Consider the following 25,860-nt stretch of genomic DNA (forward strand, 5'->3'; position numbering starts at 1 on the left):
CCGCGGCGCGGCCCCGACCGGCCCGGCTCACGCCGGGACCGCCTCCCGGGTGCTGATGACCGCGTCCACCAGCCCGTACTCCTTCGCCTGGTGGGCGGTGAAGATCTTGTCCCGGTCCGTGTCGGCCCGCAGCCGCTCCTGCGTCTGCCCGGTGTGCCGGGCCAGGATCTCCTCCACCTGGGAGCGGACCCGCAGGATCTCCGCCGCCTGGATCTCCAGGTCGGCGGCCACCCCCTGACCCTCCCCCGAGGGCTGGTGCAGCAGCACCCGCGCGTGCTCCAGGGCCCGGCGCTTGCCGGGCGCCCCCGCGGCGAGCAGCACCGCGGCGGCCGACGCGGCCTGCCCCATGCACACCGTGGCGACGTCGGCGCGGACGAACCGCATGGTGTCGTAGATGGCCGTGAGGGCGGTGTTGGAGCCGCCCGGCGAGTTGATGTAGAGCTGGATGTCGGTGTCCGCGGACTCGTGGTCCAGGTGCAGCATCTGCGCCATCACCACGTTGGCGACGTCGTCGTCGATGGGCGTGCCCAGGAAGATGATCCGCTCCGACAGCAGCCGGCTGAACACGTCGAAGGACCGCTCGCCCCGGGGCGTGCGCTCGACGACCATGGGGACCGTGTAGCGCCCGCTCATCGCACGGCCTCCGCTTCGCTCCGGACGAACCCGGGGGCGCCCGCGCCCAGCCGGATGCCGGTGCCGTTGATCTCCGACAGGGACGTGACCACGTGGTCGACGAACCCGTACTCCTTGGCCTCCTGCGCGGTGAACCAGGCGTCCCGGTGCTGGTCGCGGGAGATGGTCTCCTCGCTCTGCCCGGTGTGCTCGGCGATGAGCCGGATCATCGTCTGCTTGGTGTGCGCCAGGTTCTCGGCCTGGATCGCGATGTCGGCGGCGGTGCCGCCGAGCCCGCCGGAGGGCTGGTGCATCATGATGCGGGCGTGCGGCAGGCTGTACCGCTTGCCGTGGGTCCCGGTGCAGGCCAGGAACTGCCCCATGCTCGCCGCGAACCCCATGACCAGGGTGGACACGTCGTTGGGCACGAAGTTCATGGTGTCGTAGATGGCCAGTCCGGCGGAGACGACGCCGCCGGGGCTGTTGATGGCCAGGGTGATGTCCTTGTGCGGGTCCTCGTCGGCGAGCAGCAGGATCTGCGCGCAGACCCGGTTGGCGCTGGTCTCGTCGACCTGGGTGCCCAGCAGCACGATGCGGCTGCGCAGCAGGCGGGCGGACAGCTGGTCGTCGAACGCCCCGCCCTCGCCCTCGTGCGAGGCCGCGGCCCTGGTTCGGGTCATCGGCATGGAGTGGCCCCTTCCCTTCCCGGCCACTGGCGCGGATCCCTCGCCCGCACCGGCCGTGTCTCCACACTGCGCGGCGGGCCGCAACGGCCGCCACTGTTTCGGCCTGTGGCAGATCTGCCGACGGCAGACCGTAAGGGCAGGTGAATGGGAACGGAAGGAGAAGCCGGAAAGGAACGCCCGGATATCCCGGGCCGCCCCTCAGGCGTCGTCCACGGCCTCGCGCAGATCGCGCAGCAGCTCCAGGACGACGGGGCGCAGGGAGGGCCGGATCGCCTCGAACACGCGCCGCTGTTTGGCCTCCATGTTGCGGCGGCGGTGGGCGAGCACTTTCTCACCCTCCTCGGTGATGGCCACCACCGTGCTCCGTTCGTCCCGCTCCGACCTGCGGCGCGCCATCATGCCCTTGCGTTCGAGCTGTTGGATCATGCGAGTGGCGGAGGGGGAGGAGACCCCCACCACCTGGGCCACCGCACCTACGCTGGGGTTGTCCAGCCCGCGGACGGCTTCCATGAGGAGGGCCTGGGTGAGGGTGAGGTCGTCGGCCCCCCGGGGCCCGTGTCCGCTGCGGGAACGGGCGTGGATCGCCGCGTTGATCAGCTCCGTCCAGGCGCGCTGGAACTCCTCGAGCCCGACATGGCGCTCGGGACCGACACCTTCGGACTCGCGGGTGCGCTCGGCCGCGGCGCCGCTGTCGGAGGCACAGAGCCGCTCGGCGCCGGACTCAAGGGTCTCGTCGGACACGAAACGTTCCTCGCAGGCTGGACGGGCACCGCGGGGCCGGTCCGGTCCGCGCGGTGGTTTGACGTTTGTGTAGTCTAGCTATTAAATAGCCTGTGCACACAAGTTACGTAGATCCTTGCCCCCTCACACCGTAGTGACACCCCGTCCACGCATCCGGTTGTGGGCGAATCGGTCTGCTGCTGGGGGCAGCGGACGTCCGCCCGAAACACCGGGCGGGCCCGGACCAATCCGGGAGGGGCGCATTGACAACAGTGCTGATCGCGCATTTCATCGCAGCGGCGATCGCGCCCTTACTGGTCCGGCTGTGGGGCCGTAACGCGTTCCTCGCCCTGGCCGTCGTGCCCGGTGCCGCCACCGTCTGGGCCCTCTTCCAGCTCCCCACCATCCTCGGCGGCGGGGCGCTCTCCGGCTCCGTCGAATGGGCCCCCGCGTTCTCCCTGCGCCTGGGCCTGCACATGGACGTCCTCGGCCTGGTGATGACCCTCATCGCCGCCGGCGTGGGCACCCTGATCCTGGTCTACTGCGCGCGCTACTTCAGCGACTCCGAGCCCGGCCTGGGCCGGTTCGCGGGCGTGTTCGTCGCCTTCGCCGGGGCCATGCTCGGCCTCGTCCTGGCCGACGACCTCATCCAGCTGTTCGTGTACTGGGAGCTGACCACGGTCTTCTCCTACCTGCTCATCGGGCACAGCACGGAGCTGAAGGAGAGCCGCCGCTCGGCCATGACGGCCCTGACCGTCACCACCTTCGGCGGGCTCACCATGCTCGTCGGCATGATCATGCTCGGCGAGACCGCCGGGACCTACGTCATCTCCGAGATCGTCGCCGCTCCCCCCGAGGGCGTCCTCATCGAGGTGGCCCTGGGCCTGATCATGGTCGGCGCGATGTCCAAGTCCGCCCTGTTCCCCTTCAGCCTGTGGCTCCCCGCCGCCATGCGCGCGCCCACGCCGGTCTCCGGCTACCTGCACGCGGCGGCGATGGTCAAGGCGGGCGTCTACCTGGTCGCCCGCCTCACCCCGGCGTTCCCCGACTCCGCCGTGTGGACCTCGATGGCCCTGGGCTTCGGCGTGCTCACCATGGTCCTGGGCGGCTGGAAGGCGCTGCGCCAGTACGACCTCAAGCTGGTCCTGGCCTACGGCACCATCAGCCAGCTCGGCTTCCTCATCGCCCTGCTGGGCACCGGCACCCGGGCCGCGGCCCTGGCCGGCATCTCCATGCTCATCGCGCACTCGCTGTTCAAGGCCCCCCTGTTCCTCGTGGTCGGCATCATCGACCACGGCACCGGGACCCGCGACCTGCGCGAGCTCTCGGGGCTGCGCAAGTCCATGCCGGGCACCTTCTGGACGTCGGTGCTAGCCCTGGCCTCCATGGCCGGCCTGCCGCCCATGCTGGGCTTCGCCGCCAAGGAGCTGGCCTTCGGCGCCTACGAGGGCGGTGTCGCCGACACCGTCGTGCTCGTCGGCATGGTCGTCGGCTCCACCCTCACGGTCGCCTACACCCTGCGTTTCCTGTGGGGCGCGTTCTTCGACAAGCCGGACGTGGCACCCACCCCGGTGCACGGCCCCGGGCCGCTGTTCCTGGCCCCGGCGGCGCTGATGGCGGGCCTGAGCCTGCTCGGCGGACCGCTCTCGTCCTGGATCGACCCGCTGCTCGCGCTGTACGCCGACTCCGTTCCGCTCGCGCCCGGCGCCTACGAGACGCACCTGGCCCTGTGGCACGGCTTCGAGCTGCCGCTGCTGCTGTCCGCGGTCTGCCTCGCCGGCGGCTTCCTGCTGTTCCGGGTCCGCAGCACGGTCGTCTGGATCGGCACCCGCGCCTCGGTGGTCGACCCCGACCGGGTCTACCGGCGGATGCTCGCCGGGCTGGAGAACCTGGCCCTCCAGGTCACCGGTAGCACCCAGCGCGGTTCGCTGCCGGTCTACCTCGGCACCATCCTGGTCAGCCTGGTCGTCGTGGCCGGGTACTGGGTCATCTCCGAGCCCATCTGGGACGGCGACTACCCGCCGGTCCGCCTGTGGGACACGCCGATCCAGATCATCCCGGCCGTGATCATCGCCGCCACCGCCCTGCTGACCCTGTTCATGCGGCGGCGCCTGTTCGCGGTGATCCTCGTCGGCACCGGCGGCTACGGCATGGCGGCCATGTTCTACCTGCTGGGCGCCCCGGACCTCGCGCTCACCCAGTTCCTGGTCGAGACCGTCAGCCTGGTGGTCTTCGTCCTGGTGCTGCGCCGCTTCCCCAGCCACTTCTCGGCGCCCGCGCTCAAGGGCCGCCGGGTGTGGAACCTGGCCATCGGCGTCTCCACCGGCACCCTGGTCGCCGCCATGACCTGGTTCGCCCTGGCGGGCCGCCAGGAGACGTCGATCTCCGAGCTGTACCCGGAGGCCGCCAAGGAGGCCGGCGGCTACAACATCATCTCCGTGCTGCTGGTGGACGTCCGATCCTGGGACACCATGGGCGAGATCTCCGTGCTCGTCGCCGCGGCCGCCGGTGTGGCCAGCCTGATGTTCGTCCGCCGCACCCAGCCGCGCAAGGCGCCCGGCGGCGTGATGGCCGTGTCGGTCACGTCCGCGGGCCAGGAGCCCGCCGAGGGCCGGACCCGGATCGACCTGGGCGGGCTGCGGATGGCCCCGGAGAGCCTGCACGTCAAGCCCCAGTGGAACCACACCTGGCTCCCGGGCGCGGACGCGCTGCCCACCGAGCGCCGGTCGGTCATCTTCGAGGTGGTCTCGCGCTTCCTGTTCCCGGTGATCATGGTGATCTCCGTGTACCTGCTGCTGACCGGGCACGGCGCGGTCGGCGGCGGCTTCGCGGGCGGCATCGTCGCCGGCCTGGCGTTCATCGTCCGGTACCTGGCGGGCGGCCGGTACGAGCTGTACAACACCGCGTGGGTGCAGCCCGGCGTGCTGATCGGCCTGGGCCTGGCCATCTCCACGGGCGTCGCGATCGGCGGCGCGATCTTCGGCGACGAGGTCCTCGCGGGCGGGGACTTCTACGTGAACCTGTGGATCCTGGGCGAACCGCACATCACCGTGTCCCTCTTCTTCGACATCGGGGTGTACCTGCTGGTCATCGGCCTGATCCTGGACATCCTGCGCAGTCTCGGCGCCCGCATCGACGAGCAGATCGAGCGGGACGCGGCCCGGGCCCGGGCGACCGCCCGGCCCGGCGCCCCCGAGCCCGCCGAGGAGGTCACCTCGTGAACGATTCGCCCAGCCTCACCCTCGTCCTGCTGATCGGCGTGCTCGTCGCGGTCGGGGTGGTGCTCCTGCTGGAGCGCAGCCTCAGCCGGGTGCTGCTCGGCTTCATCGTGCTCAGCAACGGCGTCAACCTGATGATCCTGGCCATGGCCGGGACCATGGGCGGGCCCCCGGTGCTGTGGTTCAGCGAACCGCACGAGATGACCGACCCGCTGCCGCAGGCGATGATCCTGACGGCCATCGTCATCACCCTGGGTGTGACGGCGTTCCTGCTCGCCATGGCCTACCGGAGCTGGCAGCTGGAGGGCAACGACGAGGTCCAGGACGACGCCGAGGACCTCCGGATCGTCCAGGGCGAGGGCCGCCGCGCGCTGCGCCGGCGCTTCGTGCGCGAACGCCGCCGCCTCAAGGCCGACATCCGGCGCCAGCGGGCGGAGCTCCAGGCGACCATCGCCGCGGCCGACGCCCAGGAGCTGGCCGAGCAGGCCCGCATCAAGGCCGAGATCGCCCGCGCCCAGGCCGAGCTGGCCCGCTACGAGGTCGAGGTCGAGGAGAGCGGGATCGATGAGCAGTCCCAGGAGACCATGCGCCGTCTCAGCGACCGGGCGGAGACCATGACCGCCCAGGTGCAGGAGCTGCGCGGACGCATCCGCCTGGGCCGCAGGCGGCTGCGCGAGCACCGCCGGGCCGACCGGGCCGCCGAACGCGAGCTGTGGCGCGAGCTGCGCCGCCGCGTGCGGGCCCAGCGCCGCCAGGCCGCCCAGACCATGCGGGCCGAGCGCGAGCGCCTGGCCCGCGCCGAGGACAGCGACCTGCAGGGGAGTGACTGAGCATGAGCTGGGACTACTTCGCGGGTCTCATCCACTACCTCATCCCGCTCCCGGTGGTGGTGCCGCTGTTCGCGGCCGGCGTCAAGCTGGCCATGGGCAGCCGCTGGCCCAAGGTCCAGCAGTGGCTGAGCATCATCGCGCTGACGTTCGTGCTGTTCGTCGGGTTCGTCCTGATGCTCGGCGCGGACGCCCTGGGACCGCAGGTCGTGCAGGTGGGCGGCTGGGACGCGCCGATCGGCATCACCCTGGTGGCGGACCGGCTGTCCGCGCTCATGGTGACGGTGTCGTCGGCGATCACCCTGGCCGTGCTGGTGTACTCCATCGGTCAGGGAATGGCCAGCCGGGCCGAGGTGGCGCCGCTGTCGGTGTACCAGCCCACGTACCTGATCCTGGTCGCCGGCGTCTCCAACGCCTTCCTCGCCGGCGACCTGTTCAACCTGTACGTCGGCTTCGAGATCCTGCTGACCGCCAGCTACGTGCTGCTGACCCTGGGCGGGACGCAGTCGCGCATCCGGGCGGGCGCCATCTACGTGGTGGTGTCCCTGCTGTCGTCGGTGCTGTTCCTCATCGCGATCGCGCTGACCTTCGGCGCGACCGGCACCGTCAACATGGCCCAGCTCGCCGAGCGGCTGCCGGAGCTGGACGGGCACCTCAAGATCGTGCTCCAGGTGATGCTGCTCTTCGCGTTCGGCATCAAGGCCGCGGTGTTCCCGCTGGCCGCCTGGCTCCCCGACTCCTACCCGACGGCCCCGGCCCCGGTCACCGCGGTGTTCGCGGGCCTGCTCACCAAGGTCGGCGTGTACGCCATCATCCGCGCGCACACGCTCTTCTTCCCGGGCGAGGACCTGAACAACCTGCTCATGTGGGTGGCGCTGGCGACCATGATCATGGGCATCCTGGGCGCCGTGGCGCAGACGGACATCAAGCGTCTGCTGTCGTTCACACTGATCAGCCATATCGGGTACATGGTGTTCGGTGTGGGGCTGGGCAGCCAGCTGGGCCTGGCGGGCGCGGTGTTCTACATCGCCCACCACATCACGGTGCAGACCACGCTGTTCCTGACCACCGGTCTGATCGAGCGCCGAGGGGGGTCCACGAACCTGGACGACCTGGGCGGCCTGATCCGGATCGCGCCGCTGCTGGCCGTGCTGTTCTTCGTCCCGGCGATGAACCTGGGCGGCATCCCGCCGCTGTCGGGCTTCCTGGGCAAGATCGGCCTGCTCCAGGCCGGTGTGCAGGCGGGCACCCCGCTGGCCTACCTGCTGGTGGGCGCGTCGGTGCTGACCAGCCTGCTGACCCTGTACGTGATCGCCCGGGTGTGGAACTACGCGTTCTGGCGGGCGCCCTCCGAGGGCAAGGTCGCCGACCCCGGGACCGTGCTGGAGGACACCGAGGCGGACGACTCCTCGACCGCGGCCCTGGGCCCGGGCGAGGCCGTGGGCCCGTCCTCCCGCATCGGCGGCACGACCACGGTGTCCACCCCCCTGGTGACCTCGGTGGCCCTGCCCAAGACCATGGTCGGCGCCACGATCGGCCTGGTGGTGTTCGGCCTGGCCCTGACGGTGTTCGCGGGTCCGCTGATCACCTACTCCGCGGAGGCGGCCACGGAGCTGCTGGCCCGCACCCCCTACATCGAGGCCGTCCTGGGAGGTGACCGCTGATGGACCGGCGCACCGCGAAGAAGGTCGGGGCGATGGCGCTGCGGCGGCGCCTGGGCAAGGTCCAGGTCCCCGTGGCGCTGGGCATGACCCTGGTCTGGCTGCTGCTGTTCAACGGGTTCCAGTGGCGCTGGGAGTCGCTGGGCCTGTTCGTGCTGGGCTTCCTGGTGTCGGTGGCGATCATGCTGGTGTTCCCGCTGCCGCCGATCGTCCCGGGGTTCCGCTTCCGCCCGCTCCCCCTGGCGCACCTGGTCCTGCACGTCGTGGGGAAGATGTTCACGGCGAGCCTGCAGGTGACCCGCCAGGTGTTCGCACCCGGCGAGGTGCGCAGCTCGGTGGTGGCCGTGCCGATGCGCACGCAGTCGGACCTGATGCTGGTGTGCACCGCCATCGCGAGTTCGATCATCCCGGGCACGGTCATCGTCGAGGTCTCGCGCGACGAGTGGATCCTGTACGTCCACGTGCTGGGCGCGGCCGACGAGGAGGGCATGGAGACGGGGATCCGGGACGTCTTGGTCCTGGAACGGCTCCTCGTCCGGGCCCTCGGCACCCGTGAGGACATCCAGGCCCTGGAGGCGGCGTCGCCCTCCGGGAAGGAGAGCGCATGAACACCCTGTGGACCGTCATCGCCGTCCTGCTCGCCCTCGCGTCCCTGCTGAGCATGGTGCGCCTGCTGCTGGGCCCGAGCATCCTGGACCGGGCGCTCTCGGTGGACGTGCTGCTCGCCTCGGCGCTGGTCGGCCTGGGCGCCTACGCCGCGTTCCACCGCGACCCCACGGTCCTGCCGACCCTGATGGTGCTGTCGCTGGTGGGCTTCGTGGCGACGATCAGCATCGCGAAGTTCGTCGCCCGCCGCCCGGAGGAGCACGTGTCCACCCCGACCGACGTCGTCCACCCGGTCCCGGGTGCCCCGTCGGCCGACGAGGAAGGAGGGCGCCCGTGAGCGAGGAAATCGTCACGGTCCTCGACTGGATCGCGATCCTGTGCCTGCTGGCGGGGGCCCTGCTGTCGGTCGTGGCCGCGGTGGGCCTGATCCGCTTCCCCGACCTGCTGTCCCGGATGCACACCGCGGCCAAGCCGCAGGTGCTGGGGATGCTGCTGGTGCTGGTGGGGATCGGGCTGCGCCTGGTGCCGGTGGAGGAGACCAACGTGTTCAACGTCGGGACCCTGCTGCTGGTGGGCCTGTTCCAGATCGTCACGATCCCGGTGGCCGGGCACATCGCCGCCCGGGTGGGCTACCGTACCGGGCGCATCCGCGAGGACCTGCTGGTCCACGACGAACTCGGCGAGCGCCTGGCCCGCAAGCGCGAGGAGGACGCCGCCCGGTCGGCGGAGTGAGGGACCGCACGCGGACGGGCCCGGGGGTGGTCCCCCGGGCCCGCCGCTCCCTCCCCTCGGGGAACGGGCCGTCCCGGACGGCGGTCCGGGCGGCGCCGTGGTCGGTCACGGGAGGCGCTCGGCCTCCGCGTCGGTCATCAGCCGGGAGCGGATGAGGAACCGGTTCCCGGTCGGCGCCTCCAGCGAGAACCCCGCCCCGCGCCCGGGGACGACGTCGATGGTCAGGTGGGTGTGCCTCCACAGTTCGAACTGGGAGCGGGACATCCACACCGGCACCGGCTCGGGCGTCCCCGGGTCCAGGTCGCCCAGGTGCACGTCCGAGGCCCCGGTGCGGAACTCCCCGGCCGGGTAGCACATGGGCGAGCTGCCGTCGCAGCACCCGCCGGACTGGTGGAACATCAGCGGCCCGTGCTCGGCCCGCAGCTCGCGGAGCAGGGCGGCGGCCGCGTCGGTGACGGCCACCCGCTCCACGTCGGCCCCGGCGTCCATCAGAAGAACCCCAGCGCCTCGTCGGAGTAGCTGACCAGCAGGTTCTTGGTCTGCTGGTAGTGGTCGAGCATCATCTTGTGGTTCTCGCGCCCGATCCCGGACTGCTTGTAGCCGCCGAACGCGGCGTGCGCCGGGTAGGCGTGGTAGTTGTTCACCCACACCCGGCCCGCCTGGATGTCGCGGCCCGCCCGGTAGGCGGTGTTGCCGTCGCGGGACCACACGCCCGCGCCGAGGCCGTACAGGGTGTCGTTGGCGGTCTTGATCGCGTCGGCGTAGCCCTCGAACCGGGTCACCGACACCACCGGCCCGAAGATCTCCTCCTGGAAGATGCGCATGGTGTTGTCGCCCTCGAACACGGTCGGGGCCACGTAGTACCCGCCGGACAGGGACCCGCCCGGGTCGACGCGCTCGCCCCCGGCGAGGACCTTGGCGCCCTCCTGCCGGCCGATGTCGATGTAGGACAGGATCTTCTCCAGCTGGTCGTTGCTGGCCTGGGCGCCGACCATGGTCTCGGTGTCCAGCGGGTCGCCCTGCTTGATGCGGCCGACCCGCTCCAGGGCGTCGCCCAGGAAGGAGTCGTAGATGGACGACTGGATCAGCGCCCGGGAGGGGCAGGTGCACACCTCGCCCTGGTTGAGCGCGAAGAGCGTGAAGCCCTCCTGGGCCTTGTCGTAGTAGGAGTCGCGGGCCGCGGCCACGTCCTCGAAGAAGATGTTGGGGCTCTTGCCGCCCAGCTCCAGGGTGACCGGGATGAGGTTCTCCGAGGCGTACTGCATGATCAGGCGCCCGGTGGTGGTCTCGCCGGTGAAGGCGACCTTGCGCACCCGCGGGCTGCTCGCCAACGGCTTGCCCGCCTCCACGCCGAACCCGTTGACGATGTTGAGCACGCCGGGCGGCAGCAGGTCGCCGATGAGCTCGGCCAGGAGCAGGATCGACGCCGGGGTCTGCTCGGCGGGCTTGAGCACGACGGCGTTGCCCGCGGCCAGCGCGGGCGCCAGCTTCCAGGTGGCCATGAGCAGCGGGAAGTTCCACGGGATGATCTGGCCGACCACGCCCAGCGGCTCCTGGAAGTGGTAGGCGACGGTGTCCCCGTCGATCTGGGAGGTGTGGCCCTCCTGGGCGCGCACGGCCCCGGCGAAGTAACGGAAGTGGTCGACGGCCAGCGGCAGGTCCGCGGCCAGGCACTCGCGGACCGGCTTGCCGTTCTCCCAGGATTCGGCGACGGCGAGGCGCTCCAGGTTCTCCTCGATGCGGTCGGCGATCCGGTTGAGGACCACGGCGCGCTCGGCCGCGGAGGTGCGGCCCCAGGCGGGGGCGGCCCCGTGGGCGGCGTCGAGGGCGAGCTCGATGTCCTCGGCGGTGCCGCGCGCCACCTCGGTGAAGACCTGGCCGGTGGCGGGGGCGGGGTTCTCGAAGTAGCGGCCCTTGACGGGCTTGACCCACTCGCCGCCGATCCAGTTCTCGTAGCGGGGGGCGTACTCCACGACGCTGCCGGGCTGTCCGGGGGGAGCGTACACGACCATGGTGAGCCTCCTTCTGCGCCGGGCGTGGGCCCGGCGTCCGTCAACGGGGTTCAACGGTCGTGACGCTAGTCACACCTACGTTGCGAGCACGTTGCAGTCGTGTCGCCGCGGGGAGTGCTCAGGCGCCCAGGCGGCGCAGCCGTCCGCGCAGTGCGGCGTGGCCGGGCGATCCGGGGTCCAGGGAGCGCAGCACCGCGCCCAGCACGCGGGGGTCGTCGCGCCACTCCGGGTGTTCGGCCCAGGCCAGCAGGGCGCGGGGGTCCCTCTCCCCGTCGAGCGCGCCGATCAGCTCGGCGTCCAGGACCTCGCGGATCTCGACCACGCCCGGCGCCTCCGAGCCGGGCAGCACCGGCCCCCGGTAGGCGTGCAGGGCTCCGGTCCGGTCGCCGCGGGACAGCCGCTCGCGCACGGCGTCGGCGTCGGTGGGCAGCGGGCGCAGCAGCCGGTAGGGGCGCGAGGCCAGCAGGCCGTGGCCGATCAGGCGGCGCAGCCGGGACATCTCGGCGCGGACCGTCACCGGGGCGCCGTCGCGCTCGTGCAGCCGGGCGCCCAGGGCCGCGCCGCTCAGCCCGCGCGGGGCGGACGACAGCAGCAGGAGGATCTCGGAGTGGCGGGCGCTCAGCTCCGTGGCGCGCCCGTCCACGGTGAGCCGGGCGCCGTCGCGGCCCAGGACCTCCAGCAGGAGGTGGTCGGGCGGCCGTACCGGGGTGTCCGGGGACGGGCGCGGGCCGGGCAGCGCCCCGGAGATGCGCAGGGCCCTCAGCTCCATCTCGGCCGCGGTGGCCGCGGCCCGTACCAGGGCCAGCGCCTGGGGCGAGGCCACCTGGTCCTCGCCGGTGATGTCGAGGACGCCCAGCAGCGCCCCGGTGTCGGGGTCGTGCAGGGGCGCCGCCGAGCAGCTCCACGGCTGGACGCTGCGGGCGAAGTGCTCGCTGGCGAACACCTGGACCTCGTGGTCCAGGGCGAGCGCGACGCCGGGGGCGTTGGTGCCGGCCGACCGTTCGTGCCAGTTGGCGCCCTCGACGAAGCGCATCTCCTCCGCCCTGCTGCGCAGCCGGTGGTCGCCCTCCACCCACAGCAGCCGGCCCGCGGCGTCGCCGACGGCGACGATCTGCGGTCCCGGCGCGGTGTCCAGCAGCAGCCTTCGCAGCAGCGGCAGGGTGGCGGCCAGCGGGTGGGCCTCGCGGTAGTCGGCCAGGGCGGGTCCGGACAGCTCGATGCGCGGGGAGATGCCGTCCGGGTCGATGCCTAGGCGGGCACTGCGCCGCCAGGACTCGCCGACGACCGTGCGCACGGTGCCGTGCAGCAGGCCGGAGCCGGTGAAGTCCTCGTGGGCGCGCGCGACGTCCCTGCGCACGGCGTCGGGATCGGCGTCCCACGGCCAGGCGTTCCACGTCCGGGACATGTGCGACCTCCCCTGCGCGCGAGGCGGTGCCGGGCCACGGCGCGGCCCGGCCCGGCTCACCCCCGTTGAGGTGGGGATCCCACGATTCAAACCGGCCGCGGGGCCCGTGACAAGGGGTTCCGCGGAACGGGCGACGGATCGTCCCCCTATGTCACCCCTTGTCGCCGATGTGCGCGCGGCTGGGAACCGGTCGGGGATCGGCGGGCAGGGCGGCGAGGGCGACGGTGAGCGCGACGCGCGCTTGGGGCTCGTGCAGGCGCAGGTCGGCGACGCCGCGCAGGCGCCGCAGCCGGTAGCGGACCGTGTTGGGGTGCACGCCCAGCATCTCGGCGGCGACGGCCGGGTCGCCGTGCGCGTACAGCCAGGCCCGCAGCGTCCGTGTGTACTCGGTCCCCTGGTCCGCGTCGTGGCGGGCCAGCACCGCCACCGGGTTGCGGCCGGGCAGCCGCCCGGCCTCGGCGGACAGCCGCAGGCGGCGGAGCAGGACCTCGTCCCAGGCGTCGTCGTACACCACCGGGGCGGCGCCGTCCCCCGCCAGGATCAGGCACTCGTCGGCCTCCTGGCGGCTGGCGGGCAGGTCCCCCGCGCGGGCCGCGCCGCCCACCCCGGCGGACACGCCCGGGCGGGCGGGCAGGCCGCGCACCGTGGCGCGGACCCACTCCAGGGCCGGGGCGATCTCCCCGGCGCAGGGCAGCACCGTGTAGACGGTGGTCCCCAGCAGGGTGCTGCGCCCCGGGCGCGACCAGCCGAACCCGGTGGTGACCTGCTCGAACAGGTGCAGGACGGCGTCGTCGGGCGGTGCGGCCCGGGCGTGCAGCGCGATGACCCGCAGCCCGTCGGCGGGCAGGCCGATCCGGTCGACGGCCCGCTCGGGGTCCTCCGACCCCTCCAGCAGGTCGATGACCGACTCCGACTCCACCTGGCGCTCCAGGTCGCTGCTCACCCGGGCGCGCAGCATGTGCAGGCCCACCGTGCGGGCGCCCTCGCTGAGCGCCCGGGCCCGCTCCGCGTCCAGGGGCGTGTCCCCGGCCGCCCACAGCGAGCCGAGGAGCTCGCGGCCCACCCGGATCGGCACGGCGGTGCGACCGCCCATCCCGAACTCCGGCAGGGCGGGCACGTACAGCGGTCCGTCGGCGGCGGCCAGCCGGGCGGCCGTCCCGTCGGACTCCAGGCGGTCGCGGATCCCGGCGGGGGCGCGCCGGGCGATGACGGTGTCACGGCGGGCCCGGTCGGTGTCGGCCTGCTCGGCGGAGTAGGCGACCACCCGCCAGGCCCGGTCCTCGATGACGACGGGCGAGCCGACCTCCGCGGCGACGGTGTCGGCCAGGGCGAAGAGGTCGCTGGGACCGCGCCCGGACTCCGTCTCGCGGCCCTCCAGCACCAGCCCGTAGACGATGCCCGAGATCTGGCTCCAGGACACGGCGGGCTCGACCACGACCATGGCAATGCCGCGTTCGTGCAGCTCGGCGCGGATCTCGGCGCCGGGCCCGGTGGCGGAGCGGACGATGACGACGACGGCGCGGGCCTGCTCGGCCAGCCGCAGGGCGGTGGCGGAGGCGTCGATCCCCACCGCGAGGAAGGCGTCGCCCAGGGGCGGCGCGTCGTCCGTGGGGTCGTGCATGGCGACGCTGCGCAGCTCGCGGCGGCGCAGGCGGCCGTCGCCCACCAGGTGGGCTCCGTAGCCGCCCAGGACGTTGACGAGCCGGTCGAGGTTGATCACCGCACCGCCTCCCCCGTTGTCGGAGCACGACAAGAACCCGCACCGTGATTGTCCTCCCACGATAACGGGTCGCCCGCCGCCGCTGGACACACTCAAGTCGAGGGACAGCGCCCCCGACCCTCGCGTACTCCCATCCGCGCCACGGACAGCGTCCGTGGCGCTTGTTCGTGAAGACAAGGAACGTCCCATGCACAAGACCACCGACACCTGGATGACCCGGGAGGCGTACGAGCGGCTCAAGGAGGAGCTGCGGGTGCTGAGCACACTCCCCGAGGACGACATCGGAACGGGTTCCGGATCGGACGACGGGGGCGCGGGGGGCATCATCCCCGCGCCCCGCTACATTCACGACCCGGCCGTGCGCCTGGCCCGGGTGCAGACGATCGAGCGGCTGCTGCGCGAGGCCGTGGTCGAGGAGGCGGCGCCCGACGACGGGGTGGCCGCGCCCGGCAAGGTGCTGACGATCCGCTACGACGACGAGGAGGACACCGAGGAGTTCCTGCTCGGCGTCCGGGACGCCTCGGTGGCGGACGCGGTGACGGTGTACTCGCCGCAGTCGCCGCTGGGGGAGGCCCTGCTGGGGGCCGTGCGCGGCGAGCGGCGGACCTTCACCTCCCCGCGCGGGGCGGTGATCGGGGTGACGCTGGTGGACGCCGCCCCCTACCGCTCGGCACGCTGACCCCGCCCCGGGGCGGCCGTCCCGGCCGCCCCGCCCCCTTTTTTCCGCCTCCCTCCTTGACATCCTCCGATTGTGAGTGTGTACTCACATACATAAGCGGAACCGAAGCGGCCCGAAGTGCCGCGGACGCCTCTCCGCACTCACGGCCGAACCCGGCCGGACCGTACTGTTGCCCGACCCCGGTCGGGCTCTTTTCGGCCCCGGCAAGTGAGTGAGCACTCACAAACTAACCCCCGAAGAAGGAGCCACCGATGACCGCCACCGGACACACCGCCCGCACCACCCTCGAAGCCGTCCTGCACGGCCCCGGCGCGGCCGAGGAGATCACCCTGCGCCGCCGCACCCTGGAGCCCCTCGCACCCGGCGGCGCCCTGGTCCGGGTGGAGGCCACCGGCGTCTCCTTCGCCGAGCAGCAGATGCGCCGCGGCAAGTACTACGACCAGCCGCCCTTCCCGTTCGTGCCCGGCTACGACCTGGTCGGCCGGGTGGAGGAGGTCGGACCGGGCGCCGACCCGGCCCTGGTCGGGCGCCGGGTGGCCGCCCTCACCAAGACCGGCGGCTGGGCCGACCGGGTCGCCCTGCCCGCCGCCGACCTGGTCCCCGTCCCTGACGGGGTGGACCCGGCCGACGCCGAGGCCGCCGTGGTCAACGGGGTCACCGCGTACCGCATGCTGCACCGGCTCGCCCGGGTGCGGCGGGGCGACACCGTGGTCGTGCTGGGCGCCAACGGCGGGGTCGGCTCGCTGCTCGTCCAGATGGCCCGCCGCGCCGGGGCCACCGTCGTCGGCACCGCCTCGGCCCGGCACCTGGAGGCGGTCCGTGTCCTGGGCGCGCTGCCCGTCGACCGCCGGGACCCGGACATGTACGCGCGCATCCGTGAACTGGCCCCCGACGGCGCGGACGCCGTGTTCGACCACGTGGGCGGGCCCGCCATCACCGACTCCTTCCAGCTGCTGGCCCCCGGCGGGACCCTGGTGTCCTACGGCACCGCCGCCACCCGCGACGAGCAGGGCAACGCGCGGATGCCCGTGCTGGCCCTGTTCGGCCGGCTGCTGCTGTGGAACGCGCTCCCCAACCGGCGCGGCGCGCACTTCTTCAACCTCTGGCAGGGGCACCGCTCCCCCGAGCGCTACCGCCGCCTGCTGGCCGAGGACCTGGGCGCGGTGTTCGCCCTGCTGGCCGAGGGGGCCGTCGCCCCGCCGGTCGCCGCCCGGGTCCCGCTGGAGGAGATCGACCGCGCGATCGCGCTGGCCGAGTCCGGCACCGTCGTCGGCAAGGTCGTCGTCGTGCCCGCGGGACGGGACTGACCGGGCCCGGGCCCGTAGGATGCTCGGCATGGGGCAGGAGCAGGGGACGGCGCGTACCGCGCTGCTCTCGTACGGGATGACCGCCCTGTTCACCGCGCTGCTGTGGCGGGAGTGGGAGCGGGCCGCGGCCGACTCCGCCCTGTCCCAGGGCGCCACCGTCGCGGCCCTGGGCGTGTACCTGCTGGGGTGCGCGTCCCTGCCCGCGGCCGCGCCGCTGCTCGGCCGCACCGCGCGGACGGCCGCCTGCGCCCTGCTCCTCCTGCTCGGCTGCGGCCTGGTCGCCGCGGTGGGGCCCCAGCACTCCTGGATCACGATGTTCGCGCTGGCCGCCTGCGCGACCGCCCTGCCGCTGGCCCTGTCCCTGGGCGCGACCGCCCTGGTGCTGGCCGGGGTCGGCACCGCCGCGCTGGCCACCGGCCGGACCGAGGGGCAGCTGGGCGGCCTCGTGGTCATCGCCTCGGTGTCGGTGGCCGTGGCACTGGCCGTCCGCCTGGTGGAGGCCAACGCCGAACTGCGGCGCGGCCGCGACCAGGCGGCCCAGCTCGCGGTCCTGCGCGAGCGCGAGCGGTTCTCCCGCGACCTGCACGACCTGCTCGGCCACAGCCTCACCACGATCGTGGTCAAGGCCGGCGCGGGCCGCCGCATCCTGGAGGCCACCGGGGACACCGCACGGGCCGCGGCCGAACTGCGCGACCTGGAGGACCTGGGCCGCCGCTCGCTGGCGGAGGTCCGCGAGGCCGTCGCCGGGACGCGGCGGGTCACCCTGGCCGGGGAGCTGCTGCGCGCCGGGGCCGCGCTGGCCGCCGCCGACGTGGAGCTGCGCGTCCCCGGGGAGGTCCCCTCCGGCGGCGACGAGGTGCTCGGGTACGCGGTGCGCGAGGCCGTCACCAACGTGGTCCGCCACGCGGGCGCCGGCCGTGTGGAGATCTCCACCGGCCCCGGCTGGGTGGAGGTCCGCGACGACGGGCGCGCCGGCCGGGTCGTCCCCGGCAACGGGCTGGCCGGGCTGGAGCGCAGGCTGGCCGAGCGCGGCGGTACGCTCACCCTCTCCCCCACGCCCGACGGAGGGCTCACCCTCCGCGCCGAGGTTCCCGTCGAAGAGAGCGGAGGACGCCCGTGATCCGGGTACTGGTCGCCGACGACCAGGCGATGGTGCGCGGGGCCCTGGCCACCGTGCTCGACCTGGAGCCCGACATCGAGGTGGTGGCCCGTGCCGAGACCGGCGCGCGGGCGCTGGAGCTGGCCCGCGAGGTCCGGCCCGACGTCGCCCTGCTGGACGTGCGGATGCCCGGGGGCGACGGCATCGAGGTGTGCGCCGAGCTGACCCGTGTCCTGCCGGACTGCCGGGTGCTGATGTGCACCACGTTCGGCCGCCCCGGCTACCTGACCCGGGCGCTGCGGGCGGGGGCGGGCGGGTTCGTGGTCAAGGACGCCTCACCCGAGGACCTGGTGGACGCCGTCCGCCGGGTGCACCGCGGGCTGCGGGTGGTCGACCCCGACCTGGCCGTGGCCTCGCTGACCCACGGCACCAGCCCGCTGACGCCGCGCGAGCGCGAGGTGCTGGCCGCGGTGCTGAACGGCGGCGACGACGTGGCGGCGCTGGCCCGTTCCCTGGGGATGAGCCAGGGCACCCTGCGCAACCACCTGTCGTCGGCCATCGGCAAGACCGGGACCCGGACCCGCGCCGAGGCGGCCAGGGTCGCCGAGGAGCACGGCTGGCTCTGACGGGGTTCAGGCGTCGGGCTTGGACAGCGAGGCGTTGATGTTGCCGACCCGGCCGAGGTGGTCGAAGGTGACACGGGCCTCCAGCCCGGGCACGGACAGGAGCAGCGTGCCCCGCTCCTCGTCGGTGAACCTCGGGGACAGGCCCCGCAGGCGGCCGTACGTGTACAGGGCCCGCTTGTGGTCGGTCAGCCGCAGATCCATCAGCCCCTGCTGGATGACCCGCATGACCCTGGTGGGCTCGGGCTCGGGCAGCCGCAGCTCGGGGTGCTCGATGATGAACGCCACCCGGGTGCCGCCGCCCACCTCGCCGTTGTAGGAGAACCAGCGGCCGGTGAGGAGCTTGGCCGCGTCGGTCAGCTGGCCGACCACCAGGGGCACCTCCCGGGGGGCGCCGGGCAGGGCGTCGAAGGGCACCTCGGCGGCGGCCAGCTCGGGGACGTCGTGCTCCCGGCCGAAGTCGCGGACGGCGGCGCTCAGCGCGGTCAGGTCCGAACGGAAGCCGGAGGGGTTGGCCCAGCCCCACATCCAGGAGCCCGGCCCGGGTGCCGCGCTGCCCAGCAGGTGGAAGCGGTCGCAGACCAGGGGGCGCTCGCCGGAGAACTCGAACCGGCCCTCCTGGAGGTCCACGTTCCAGCTGTGCTCGCCGATGAACTCCTGGAAGTGCAGCTGGTGCTCGAAGGACATCAGGGCGGCGTCGTCGAGCATGTCGGGGAGAGTGTGCTTGCTCATGCCCGCGATGCTATGCACCGTGTCCGACACGACCGGAAGCCGGGGCCGGGCGGTGCCCGGCCCCGGCGTGTCGTCCCACCTCGCGGGCCCGCCTCAGACGTCTTGGCGGCGGACGGCCCGGTCCGCGGCGAACAGGACCAGGGCGCTCCAGGCGACCAGGACGAGCGCGGCGGCCGCCGGGTGGGGCCCGTCGGGGCCGGCGATCCCGGCCAGGGAGTGCAGGGCCTCCCCCGGCAGCACCGGCAGCAGAAGGCTCCCGCCGGGGATCCATCCGGCCAGGGTCGGGGCCACCAGCAGCGCCAGGGCGGCGACCACACCGCCCGCCGTGGAACGGGTCCACAGCGCCCCGGCGGTGGCCACCAGCGCGTGGAACGGCGCCATCAGCGCGGCCCCCGCGACCGCCCGCCACACCGCCGGGTCGGCGGCGTCCCAGACGGGCAGTCCGGCGCCGGACAGGACCAGCAGTGAGACCAGGGCCGCCCCGACCGCCGCGACCAGGGCCACGGCCCCGGCGGCCGCGGCCACGGTGACGGCGCGGGCGAGGAGCACCCGGCCCCGGTCCGGGGTGACGGTGAAGGTCGTGCGGATCATGCCGGTGGCGTACTCGCCGCCCACCGCGGCGGCCGCCAGCACGGTCAGCACCAGCGCGGCGGCGTCCGCCCCCAGCAGGGAGGCGGTCAGCACGTCGAAGGCGGGCTGGTCGGCCAGAGGCACGCCGGTGGTCGGCTCCAGGGTCAGGCAGAACACGGCGGCGACCGCGAGCGCCAGCCCGACGGCGGCCGCGGCGGCGCGCCGGTCGCGCGCCGAACCGGTCAGCTTCGTCCACTCCGCGGCCACGGCCGCGCCGGTCCCCGCACGCCGCGCGGACCGCTTCGTCGTCTTCGTCATCGCACCCACTCCCCTTCGGCCTCCCCTTCGCCGGCCGCCCCGTCGGCGGCCCGCCCGTTCTGTCCGGTGAGGCGGATGAAGGCGTCCTCCAGGCGGGCCCTCACCGGTACCAGCGCGTGCAGCACGATCCCGTGCGCGGCGGCCAGCTCGCCCACCCGGGCGGCGTCCATGCCGGTGACCTCCAGCCGGCCGTCCCCGGCGGGCGCCGGCGCGGCGCCCGCGCGGGCCAGCAGGGCGGACAGGCCGCCCGGGTCCGGGGTGGCCACCTCGACGCGCTCGCGCGCACCGGCGGCCAGTTCGGCGATGCCGACGTCGGCGACCAGCCGTCCCCGGGAGATCACCAGCACGTGGTCGGCGGTGGCCTCCATCTCGTTCATCAGGTGGCTGGACACCAGCACGGTGCGGCCCTCGTCGGCGAAACCGCGCAGCAGGCGGCGCACCCACACGATGCCCTCCGGGTCGAGCCCGTTGAGGGGCTCGTCCAGGATGAGCACGCCGGGGTCGCCGAGCAGCGCCCCCGCGATGCCCAGCCGTTGGCGCATCCCCAGGGACAGGTGCCGGATGCGGTGCCCGCCCCGGTCCGCCAGGCCGACCAGGCCCAGCACCTCGTCCACCCGGGCCCGGCCGATGCCCGCGCCGCGGGCCTGCCAGAGCAGGTGGCCGCGGGCGGTGCGCCCGGGCTCCACCGCGCCGGGGTCGAGCAGCGCGCCGACCCGCCGGGTGGGCGAGGGCAGGTCGCGGTAGGGCATCCCGCCGACGGTGGCGCTGCCGGAGGTCGGGGCGTCCAGTCCCAGGACCATGCGCAGGGTGGTGCTCTTGCCCGCCCCGTTGGGCCCCAGGAACCCGGTCACCCTGCCGGGCTCCACCGTGAAGGTCAGCCCGTCCACGGCGACGGTCCCCCCGTAGCGCTTGACCAGTTCCCGTACGGCGATCATCGGTCCCCCTGTTGTCGGCCGGTCCCCTCCAGCCTGTCGCGCGGGGGCGCCCCGGACCCGGTCCGTCCGTCAGGACCCGTCCATGACACCTGTCACGGGTGCCGCGGGCGCCGAGGGGCCGGGGGGCCGGGGCGGCACCGGCTCGGACGGCACCGGGGTCAGCCGGCGACGGGCTCCCCTGTCGAGGGCTCCCCGGCCGGGGCGCCCTCCTCCGCCGCGGCGGCCCCCGTGGGCGGGATCCGGCGCAGGGCCACCGCCGCCAGGACCGCGATCCCGACGGCGAGCGCGGCGCTGATCCAGGCCACGGTGGTGAGGGAGGACGTGAAGGCGGCGGCCGCGGTGTCCAGGAGGTCCCGCGCCACCGGGGCGGGCAGGTCGGCGGCGGCCCGCCCCGCGCCCTCCAGTCCGTCGGACGCGTCGGCCGCGGTGTCCGCGGAGACGCCCGCGGGCATCGCCCCGGCCATCGACAGCCGGTAGGCCGCCGTGCCCACGCTGCCGAAGGCCGCGATGCCCAGGGCCACGCCCACCTCCATCGCGGTCTCGCTGATGGCGGCGGAGGCCCCGGCCTTCTCCGGCGGGGCCGAGCCCACGATGAGGTCCGTGCCCAGCGCCATGATGGGGCTGATCCCGGCGTAGACCAGGGTGAACCCGACCACCACCGTGACGAGCCCGTCCTCGGGGCCCACCCTGGTGAGCAGCAGGAACCCGAGGGTGGCCAGGGCCAGCGAACCGGCCAGGACGTGGGCGGGGCGCACCCGCCGGGCGAGGACGGGGGCCAGGGTGGAGGCGACGACCAGCCCGGCCGCCGACGGGAGCAGCCACAGGCCGGCCACCAGCGGGGACAGTCCGGCGACGGACTGAAGGTACTGCGTGACGAACAGGTAGACGCCGCCGATGAGCAGCAGGCCCAGGAGCATCACGGCCAGAGCGCTGGAGAAGGCGGCCCCGGAGAACAGGCGCAGGTCCAGGAGGGGGTCGCTCGACCGGCGCTGCCGGCGGACGAACAGCAGGCCGAGCACGACGCCGGCGGCGATCGCCGCCAGGGCCGTCGGCTCCGGGCCGTACCCGGCCAGCCGCTTGAGGCCGAAGACCACGGACAGGACGGCGGCCATCGAGAGCAGGACGCCGGGCAGGTCCAGGCGGCCGGGCTCAGGGTCGCGGTACTCCGGGAGCAGGAACGGAGCGGTGGCGAGCAACAGCGCCATCACAGGAACCGCGAGCAGGAACACCGACCCCCACCAGAAGAACTCCAGCATGAGGCCGCCCAGGATCGGCCCGAGGGCGACGCCCGCGGAGAAGCTCGTGGCCCACACGCCGAAGGCCAGCCCCCGCTGCCGCGGGTCGGTGAACATCGTGCTGATCAGTGCGAGCGTGGAGGGCATCAGGGTGGCTCCGGCGATGCCCAGCAGCACCCGGGCGGCGATGAGCATCTCCGGTGTCGTGGAGTAGGCGGCCAGCACGGAGGCGGCCCCGAACGCGGTGGCGCCCAGGAGGAGCAGGCGTCTGCGGCCGATCCGGTCGCCGAGGGTGCCCATGAGGACCAGCAGGCCGGCGACCATGAAGCCGTAGACGTCGATGATCCACAGCCGCTCGGTGGCGGTGGCCCCCAGGTCGGTGCTCAGGTGCGGCAGCGCGAGGTACAGGACGGTGACGTCGAGGGCCTGGAGGGTGGTGGGCAGGCTGAGGACGGCCAGGCCCGCCCAGGCCCGCCACCCCGGCCTCGCGGCGGGGGCGGTGGAGTTCGCTGACATGTTCGTGCCTTTCACGGGGTTCGGGGCCGACGGGGCCGGAGCACCCGCCGGAGGAGGTGGTCGAGCAGCCGGTCTGCGGTGTCCTCGCACCACCGGTCGGTGCCGGTCCCTCCGCGCAGGGAGGCGGTCATCACCACCGGCCCGACCGGGAGGGACCGGAGGAGGGCGCCGGCGCGAACGGCGTCGGTGCGGCCGCCCGGCCCTCCTCCCCTCCGGCGCCGTCGAAGACGATCGCGACGCGCGGCGGTCCGTCGTCCACCGGCAAGCCCCCTCACCGGTCGGGCGGACGCCTCGTCCGCCCGCTGTGGGTCCACTCCACCGGTCGGCGCGCACGGTTCTCCGACGGTTCTCCGACGGTGGACCGGAGGCGGGCCGTGCGCGGCCGCCCGGCTAGGTTGATCCCATGCGTTTCGGGGTGTTGGGGCCGCTGGCCGTGTGGACCGACGAGGGGACCCCCGTCCGCGTTCCCGAGGTCAAGGTGCGGACCCTGCTGACCGCGCTGCTGATGGAGCCGGGGCGGGTGGTCTCCACCGACCGCCTCGCCCACCACCTGTGGGGCGAAGCCCCTCCGGCCGACCCGACGAACACCCTCCAGACCAAGGTGTCGCAGCTGCGCCGGGCCCTGGAGCGGGCCGAACCCGGCGGCCGGGGCCTGGTGGTCCGGCGCCCGCCCGGGTACGCGCTGGAGGTGGCCGCCGACGGGGTGGACGCCGGGCGGTTCTCGGCGCTGGTCGAACGGGCCCGCGCGACCGCCGACCCCCGGGCGCGCGCGGCGCTGCTGTCGGAGGCCCTGGACCTGTGGCGGGGGCCGGCGTTCGCGGACCTCCCCGACACCGGTTCGGCCGACGCGGCGGCCGTGCGCTGGGAGGAGCTCCGGCTCACCGCCGTGGAGGACCTGGCCCGGGCCCGGCTGGAGGTGGGCGAGCACGCGCCGGCGGCGGAGGGGCTCGCCGAACAGGTGCGGGAACACCCGCTGCGCGAACGGCTGCGAGCCCTCCACATGCTCGCCCTGTACCGGTCCGGACGCCCGGCCGAGGCCCTGTCCTCCTACGCCGACCTGCGGGAACGGCTGGCCGGGGAACTGGGGGCGGACCCGGGACCGGAGGTGGCGGAGCTGCACCTGAGGATCCTGGACCAGGACCCCGGACTGGCCGGGCCCGCCGCCGCGCTCCCCCCGGGCAGGGGCGGAGACCTGCCGGTGCCGCCGACCGCCCTGGTGGGCCGGGCGGCGGAGCTCGGCCGTGTCACCGGGCTGGTGGACCGCCACCGGCTGGTCACCCTCACCGGGCCGGGCGGAGTGGGCAAGACCCGGCTCGCCCTGGCGGTGGCCGAAGCACGCTCCGCGGACCACCCCGACGGGGTGTGGCTGGTGGAGCTGGCCGGGCTGCGCCCGGAGCGGGAGTCCGGGGCCGGACCGGACGCGGTGGCCGAGGAGGTGGGCGCCGTGCTGGGGCTGCGCGGCCGCGGTACCTCCGAGACCGACCCGGTGGCGCGGCTGTGCGACGCCCTCTCCGCCCGGCGGGCCCTGCTGTTGCTGGACAACTGCGAGCACGTGGTGGAGTCCGCCGCCGGTACGGTCGCCGCGCTGCTGCGGGCGGCGCCCGGACTGCGGATCCTCGCCACCACGCGGGAGCCCCTCTCGGTGGACGGGGAGGTGCTGGAGTCGGTGGACCCCCTGGACCTGCCCGGCACCGGCGACGGCCCCGACGCGGCGCTGGAGTCGGACGCGGTCCGGCTGTTCGCGGAACGCGCCGCCGCGGCCGCCCCCGGGTTCCGGCTGACGGACGACAACGCGGCCGCCGTGGTGACGCTCTGCCGCAGGCTGGACGGCATCCCCCTGGCACTGGAGCTGGCCGCGGCGCGCATCCGGACCCTGGGCGCTCACGGCCTGCTGGAGCGGATCGACGACCGGTTCCGGCTGCTGGCCGGGCGGCGGCGGGACGCCCCGGCCCGGCAGCGCACCCTGCGGGCGGTGATCGACTGGAGCTGGGATCTGGCCTCGGAGGCCGAACGGGCCGTGCTGCGCCGTCTGTCGGTGCACGCCGAGGGGTGCACCCTGGAGGCGGCGGAGGCAGTGTGCGCCGGCCCCGGGGTGGCCGCCGAGGATGTTCTCGACCTGCTGGAACGCCTGGTGGAGCGGTCGTTGGTGGTGGCCGTCCCCGACCCGGACCGCCCGCGCTTCCGGCTGCTGGAGACGGTGGGCGACTACGCGGCCGAGCGGCTGGTGGAGGCGGGTGAACGGGACGCGGCCCGGCGCGCGCACGCCGCCTACTACACCGCCCTGGCGGAGCGGGCGGACCCGCACCTGACCGGGCGGGGGCAGGGCCGCCGGCTGCTCCTGTTGGACGCGGAGACCGCCAACCTGCGCGCCGCGCTGCACCACTCCCTGGAGCTCGGGGACACGGAGACGGCCCTGCGGCTGGCGCTGGCGGACACCTGGCACCTGTTCCTGCGCGGCCGGTTCGGGGAGGCGCTGCAGAGGTTCGCCGCGGTCGGGGCGCGGACCCCGGGTACGCGGACCGGGTCCCCGTCGGCGCGGGAGGTCCGGGCGGCCTTCTCCCGGGCCGCCCTGGAGCTGTACGTGCACGGGACCGCCGCCTCCGGGCCCGTCCCCTCCCTCCCGGCCGCGGCGGTGCCCGACGACCCGACCGGGCGGGCGGCCCTGGCCCGGGCCGTCTGGTTCCTGGGCTCCGCCCACATGGGGTTCGGCGACCTGGGCGTCGCCGAGGATCTGGTGGGCCGCGCGCTGCGCGACGCCCGCGCCCTCGGCGACACGTGGGTGGAGGCGGCCGCGCTCGCGACCCGGGCGAACATCGCGCACTTCCGCGGCGACCTGCCCGGGCTGCTCAATGACGGCGAACGGAGCCTGGCCCTGTTCGACGGGCTCGGCGACGGCTGGGGGAGGCTCCAGGCCCTGGACGCCCTCGCCGTCCACGCCGAGATCAGGGGCGACCTGGAGCGGACCGCGGCCGTGCGCCGGGAGGCGGTCGGCGTCGCAGAAGGCCTGATGCTGTGGAGCGAGCTCGCGCGCCACCTGGCCGGGCTGGGCCGCGTCGCCCTGCTGGAGCGGGACTTCGACCGGGCGGACGACTTCCACGGGCGCTCCCTGCGGGTCGCCGTGGAGCACGGCGACCCGGCTGGGCAGGAGTTCGCCGCCATCGGCCTGGGCATGGCCGCGCGGCGCCGCGGGGATCCGGCCGGGGCCGAGGGGCACCTGGGCCCCTGGCTGGCGTGGAACCTGCGGCTGGGAGCCGAACCCGGGGCGGCGTTCGTCCTGGCCGAGCTGGGGTTCTGCGCCGAGCAGCGCGGGGACGCCGCGCAGGCGCTGGACCTGCACCGGCGGGGTCTGGCCTCGGCGCTGCGCGTCGGCGACCCGCGGGCGGTCGCCCTCGCCCTGGAGGGGACGGCCGGGGCACTGGCCCTCGGCGGGGACGCGGAACGGGCCGCGTCCCTGCTGGGCACCGCGGCGGCCGCCCGGGAGTCGCTGGGAGCGCCCCTGCCGGAGGCCGAGCGGGGGGACGTGGACCGGATCGCCCGGCGCGCGGCCGGTGCGCTGGGCGAGGACGCGTACGAGGCCGCTTTCGCGCGGGGGAGGGCCGTCCCGCTCCCCTCCCGGGTGGAGGAGGTCGGCTGACCGGGCGGGGCCC

General features: G+C 74.4%; 22 protein-coding genes. 11 read left to right on the plus strand and 11 right to left on the minus strand.

The window, feature by feature from the left end; all coding sequences use genetic code 11:
* Positions 1–27: 27 nt before the first annotated feature.
* From K1J57_RS06385 to K1J57_RS06395, 3 genes are all read right to left on the minus strand, one after another.
* Positions 28–633, minus strand: a complete 606-nt coding sequence (locus tag K1J57_RS06385) for an ATP-dependent Clp protease proteolytic subunit (RefSeq protein ID WP_220563544.1) — start codon at positions 631–633, stop codon at positions 28–30.
* Positions 630–1,292 carry a ClpP family protease gene (locus tag K1J57_RS06390; protein ID WP_220565369.1) on the minus strand — a complete coding sequence of 221 codons (663 nt, stop codon included), beginning with the start codon at positions 1,290–1,292 and terminating at the stop codon, positions 630–632. The genes K1J57_RS06385 and K1J57_RS06390 overlap by 4 nt, the downstream gene beginning before the upstream one ends.
* A gap of 204 nt (positions 1,293–1,496) precedes the next feature.
* A complete protein-coding gene (locus K1J57_RS06395) occupies positions 1,497–1,895 on the minus strand; it encodes a MarR family transcriptional regulator (protein ID WP_370634670.1) in 399 nt (132 codons plus the stop codon).
* Positions 1,896–2,290: 395 nt separating this feature from the next.
* Between K1J57_RS06395 and K1J57_RS06400 the strand changes: the two genes are divergently transcribed.
* From K1J57_RS06400 to mnhG, 6 genes are read left to right on the plus strand one after another with little or no spacing between them, the layout of a single operon-like run.
* Entirely contained in the window at positions 2,291–5,239 is a 2,949-nt protein-coding gene (locus tag K1J57_RS06400) for a Na+/H+ antiporter subunit A (protein WP_220565370.1), read from the plus strand.
* Positions 5,236–6,066, plus strand: a complete 831-nt coding sequence (locus tag K1J57_RS06405) for a Na(+)/H(+) antiporter subunit C (protein ID WP_220563546.1) — start codon at positions 5,236–5,238, stop codon at positions 6,064–6,066. Before K1J57_RS06400 ends, K1J57_RS06405 begins: the two co-directional genes overlap by 4 nt.
* Positions 6,067–6,068: 2 nt before the next feature.
* Positions 6,069–7,727 (plus strand): Na+/H+ antiporter subunit D, encoded by a 1,659-nt coding sequence (locus K1J57_RS06410; protein WP_220563547.1) that lies wholly within the window; start codon positions 6,069–6,071, stop codon positions 7,725–7,727.
* The gene (locus tag K1J57_RS06415) at positions 7,724–8,332 is read left to right on the plus strand and encodes a Na+/H+ antiporter subunit E (protein WP_370634671.1); all 609 of its coding nucleotides are present in this window, start codon (positions 7,724–7,726) and stop codon (positions 8,330–8,332) included. The genes K1J57_RS06410 and K1J57_RS06415 overlap by 4 nt, the downstream gene beginning before the upstream one ends.
* Positions 8,329–8,667 (plus strand): monovalent cation/H+ antiporter complex subunit F, encoded by a 339-nt coding sequence (locus tag K1J57_RS06420; RefSeq protein WP_220563549.1) that lies wholly within the window; start codon positions 8,329–8,331, stop codon positions 8,665–8,667. Before K1J57_RS06415 ends, K1J57_RS06420 begins: the two co-directional genes overlap by 4 nt.
* Positions 8,664–9,062, plus strand: coding sequence for a monovalent cation/H(+) antiporter subunit G (mnhG, locus tag K1J57_RS06425; RefSeq protein ID WP_220563550.1), 399 nt, complete (start codon positions 8,664–8,666; stop codon positions 9,060–9,062). The genes K1J57_RS06420 and mnhG overlap by 4 nt, the downstream gene beginning before the upstream one ends.
* A 105-nt stretch (positions 9,063–9,167) precedes the next feature.
* Here mnhG and K1J57_RS06430 read toward each other — a convergent pair whose 3' ends face one another.
* From K1J57_RS06430 to K1J57_RS06445, 4 genes are all read right to left on the minus strand, one after another.
* Positions 9,168–9,551: a DUF779 domain-containing protein gene (locus K1J57_RS06430; RefSeq protein WP_220563551.1), complete on the minus strand. Its 384-nt coding sequence runs from the start codon at positions 9,549–9,551 to the stop codon at positions 9,168–9,170.
* Entirely contained in the window at positions 9,551–11,074 is a 1,524-nt protein-coding gene (locus tag K1J57_RS06435; protein WP_220563552.1) for an aldehyde dehydrogenase family protein, read from the minus strand. Before K1J57_RS06435 ends, K1J57_RS06430 begins: the two co-directional genes overlap by 1 nt.
* Before the next feature lie 118 nt (positions 11,075–11,192).
* Positions 11,193–12,479: a GAF domain-containing protein gene (locus K1J57_RS06440; protein ID WP_220563553.1), complete on the minus strand. Its 1,287-nt coding sequence runs from the start codon at positions 12,477–12,479 to the stop codon at positions 11,193–11,195.
* Between the two features lie 151 nt (positions 12,480–12,630).
* Positions 12,631–14,199, minus strand: a complete 1,569-nt coding sequence (locus tag K1J57_RS06445; protein WP_220563554.1) for a CdaR family transcriptional regulator — start codon at positions 14,197–14,199, stop codon at positions 12,631–12,633.
* A 187-nt stretch (positions 14,200–14,386) separates the two neighbouring features.
* Between K1J57_RS06445 and K1J57_RS06450 the strand changes: the two genes are divergently transcribed.
* From K1J57_RS06450 to K1J57_RS06465, 4 genes are all read left to right on the plus strand, one after another.
* On the plus strand, positions 14,387–14,878 hold the full coding sequence (locus K1J57_RS06450; protein ID WP_220563555.1) for a GreA/GreB family elongation factor: 492 nt from the start codon (positions 14,387–14,389) through the stop codon (positions 14,876–14,878).
* Positions 14,879–15,129: 251 nt separating this feature from the next.
* Positions 15,130–16,185, plus strand: a complete 1,056-nt coding sequence (locus tag K1J57_RS06455; protein WP_220563556.1) for a medium chain dehydrogenase/reductase family protein — start codon at positions 15,130–15,132, stop codon at positions 16,183–16,185.
* Positions 16,186–16,213: 28 nt separating this feature from the next.
* Positions 16,214–17,305, plus strand: a complete 1,092-nt coding sequence (locus K1J57_RS06460) for a sensor histidine kinase (RefSeq protein ID WP_220563557.1) — start codon at positions 16,214–16,216, stop codon at positions 17,303–17,305.
* On the plus strand, positions 17,302–17,910 hold the full coding sequence (locus tag K1J57_RS06465; protein ID WP_220563558.1) for a response regulator transcription factor: 609 nt from the start codon (positions 17,302–17,304) through the stop codon (positions 17,908–17,910). The genes K1J57_RS06460 and K1J57_RS06465 overlap by 4 nt, the downstream gene beginning before the upstream one ends.
* A gap of 6 nt (positions 17,911–17,916) precedes the next feature.
* Here the strand turns inward: K1J57_RS06465 and K1J57_RS06470 are convergent, their stop codons facing one another.
* The 4 genes from K1J57_RS06470 to K1J57_RS06485 form a co-directional block, all read right to left on the minus strand.
* Positions 17,917–18,639, minus strand: a complete 723-nt coding sequence (locus K1J57_RS06470; protein WP_220563559.1) for a DUF6882 domain-containing protein — start codon at positions 18,637–18,639, stop codon at positions 17,917–17,919.
* 93 nt (positions 18,640–18,732) lie between these two features.
* Positions 18,733–19,527 (minus strand): ABC transporter, encoded by a 795-nt coding sequence (locus K1J57_RS06475; protein ID WP_220563560.1) that lies wholly within the window; start codon positions 19,525–19,527, stop codon positions 18,733–18,735.
* A complete protein-coding gene (locus K1J57_RS06480) occupies positions 19,524–20,462 on the minus strand; it encodes an ABC transporter ATP-binding protein (protein WP_220563561.1) in 939 nt (312 codons plus the stop codon). Before K1J57_RS06480 ends, K1J57_RS06475 begins: the two co-directional genes overlap by 4 nt.
* Positions 20,463–20,620: 158 nt before the next feature.
* Positions 20,621–22,213 carry an MFS transporter gene (locus tag K1J57_RS06485; RefSeq protein WP_220563562.1) on the minus strand — a complete coding sequence of 531 codons (1,593 nt, stop codon included), beginning with the start codon at positions 22,211–22,213 and terminating at the stop codon, positions 20,621–20,623.
* Positions 22,214–22,616: 403 nt separating this feature from the next.
* Here K1J57_RS06485 and K1J57_RS06490 point away from each other — a divergent pair, with 403 nt between their 5' ends.
* On the plus strand, positions 22,617–25,847 hold the full coding sequence (locus K1J57_RS06490; protein ID WP_220563563.1) for a BTAD domain-containing putative transcriptional regulator: 3,231 nt from the start codon (positions 22,617–22,619) through the stop codon (positions 25,845–25,847).
* Positions 25,848–25,860 lie beyond the last annotated feature (13 nt).

It is taken from the genome of Nocardiopsis sp. MT53 (assembly GCF_019598965.1).
Lineage (GTDB): Bacteria > Actinomycetota > Actinomycetes > Streptosporangiales > Streptosporangiaceae > Nocardiopsis > Nocardiopsis changdeensis.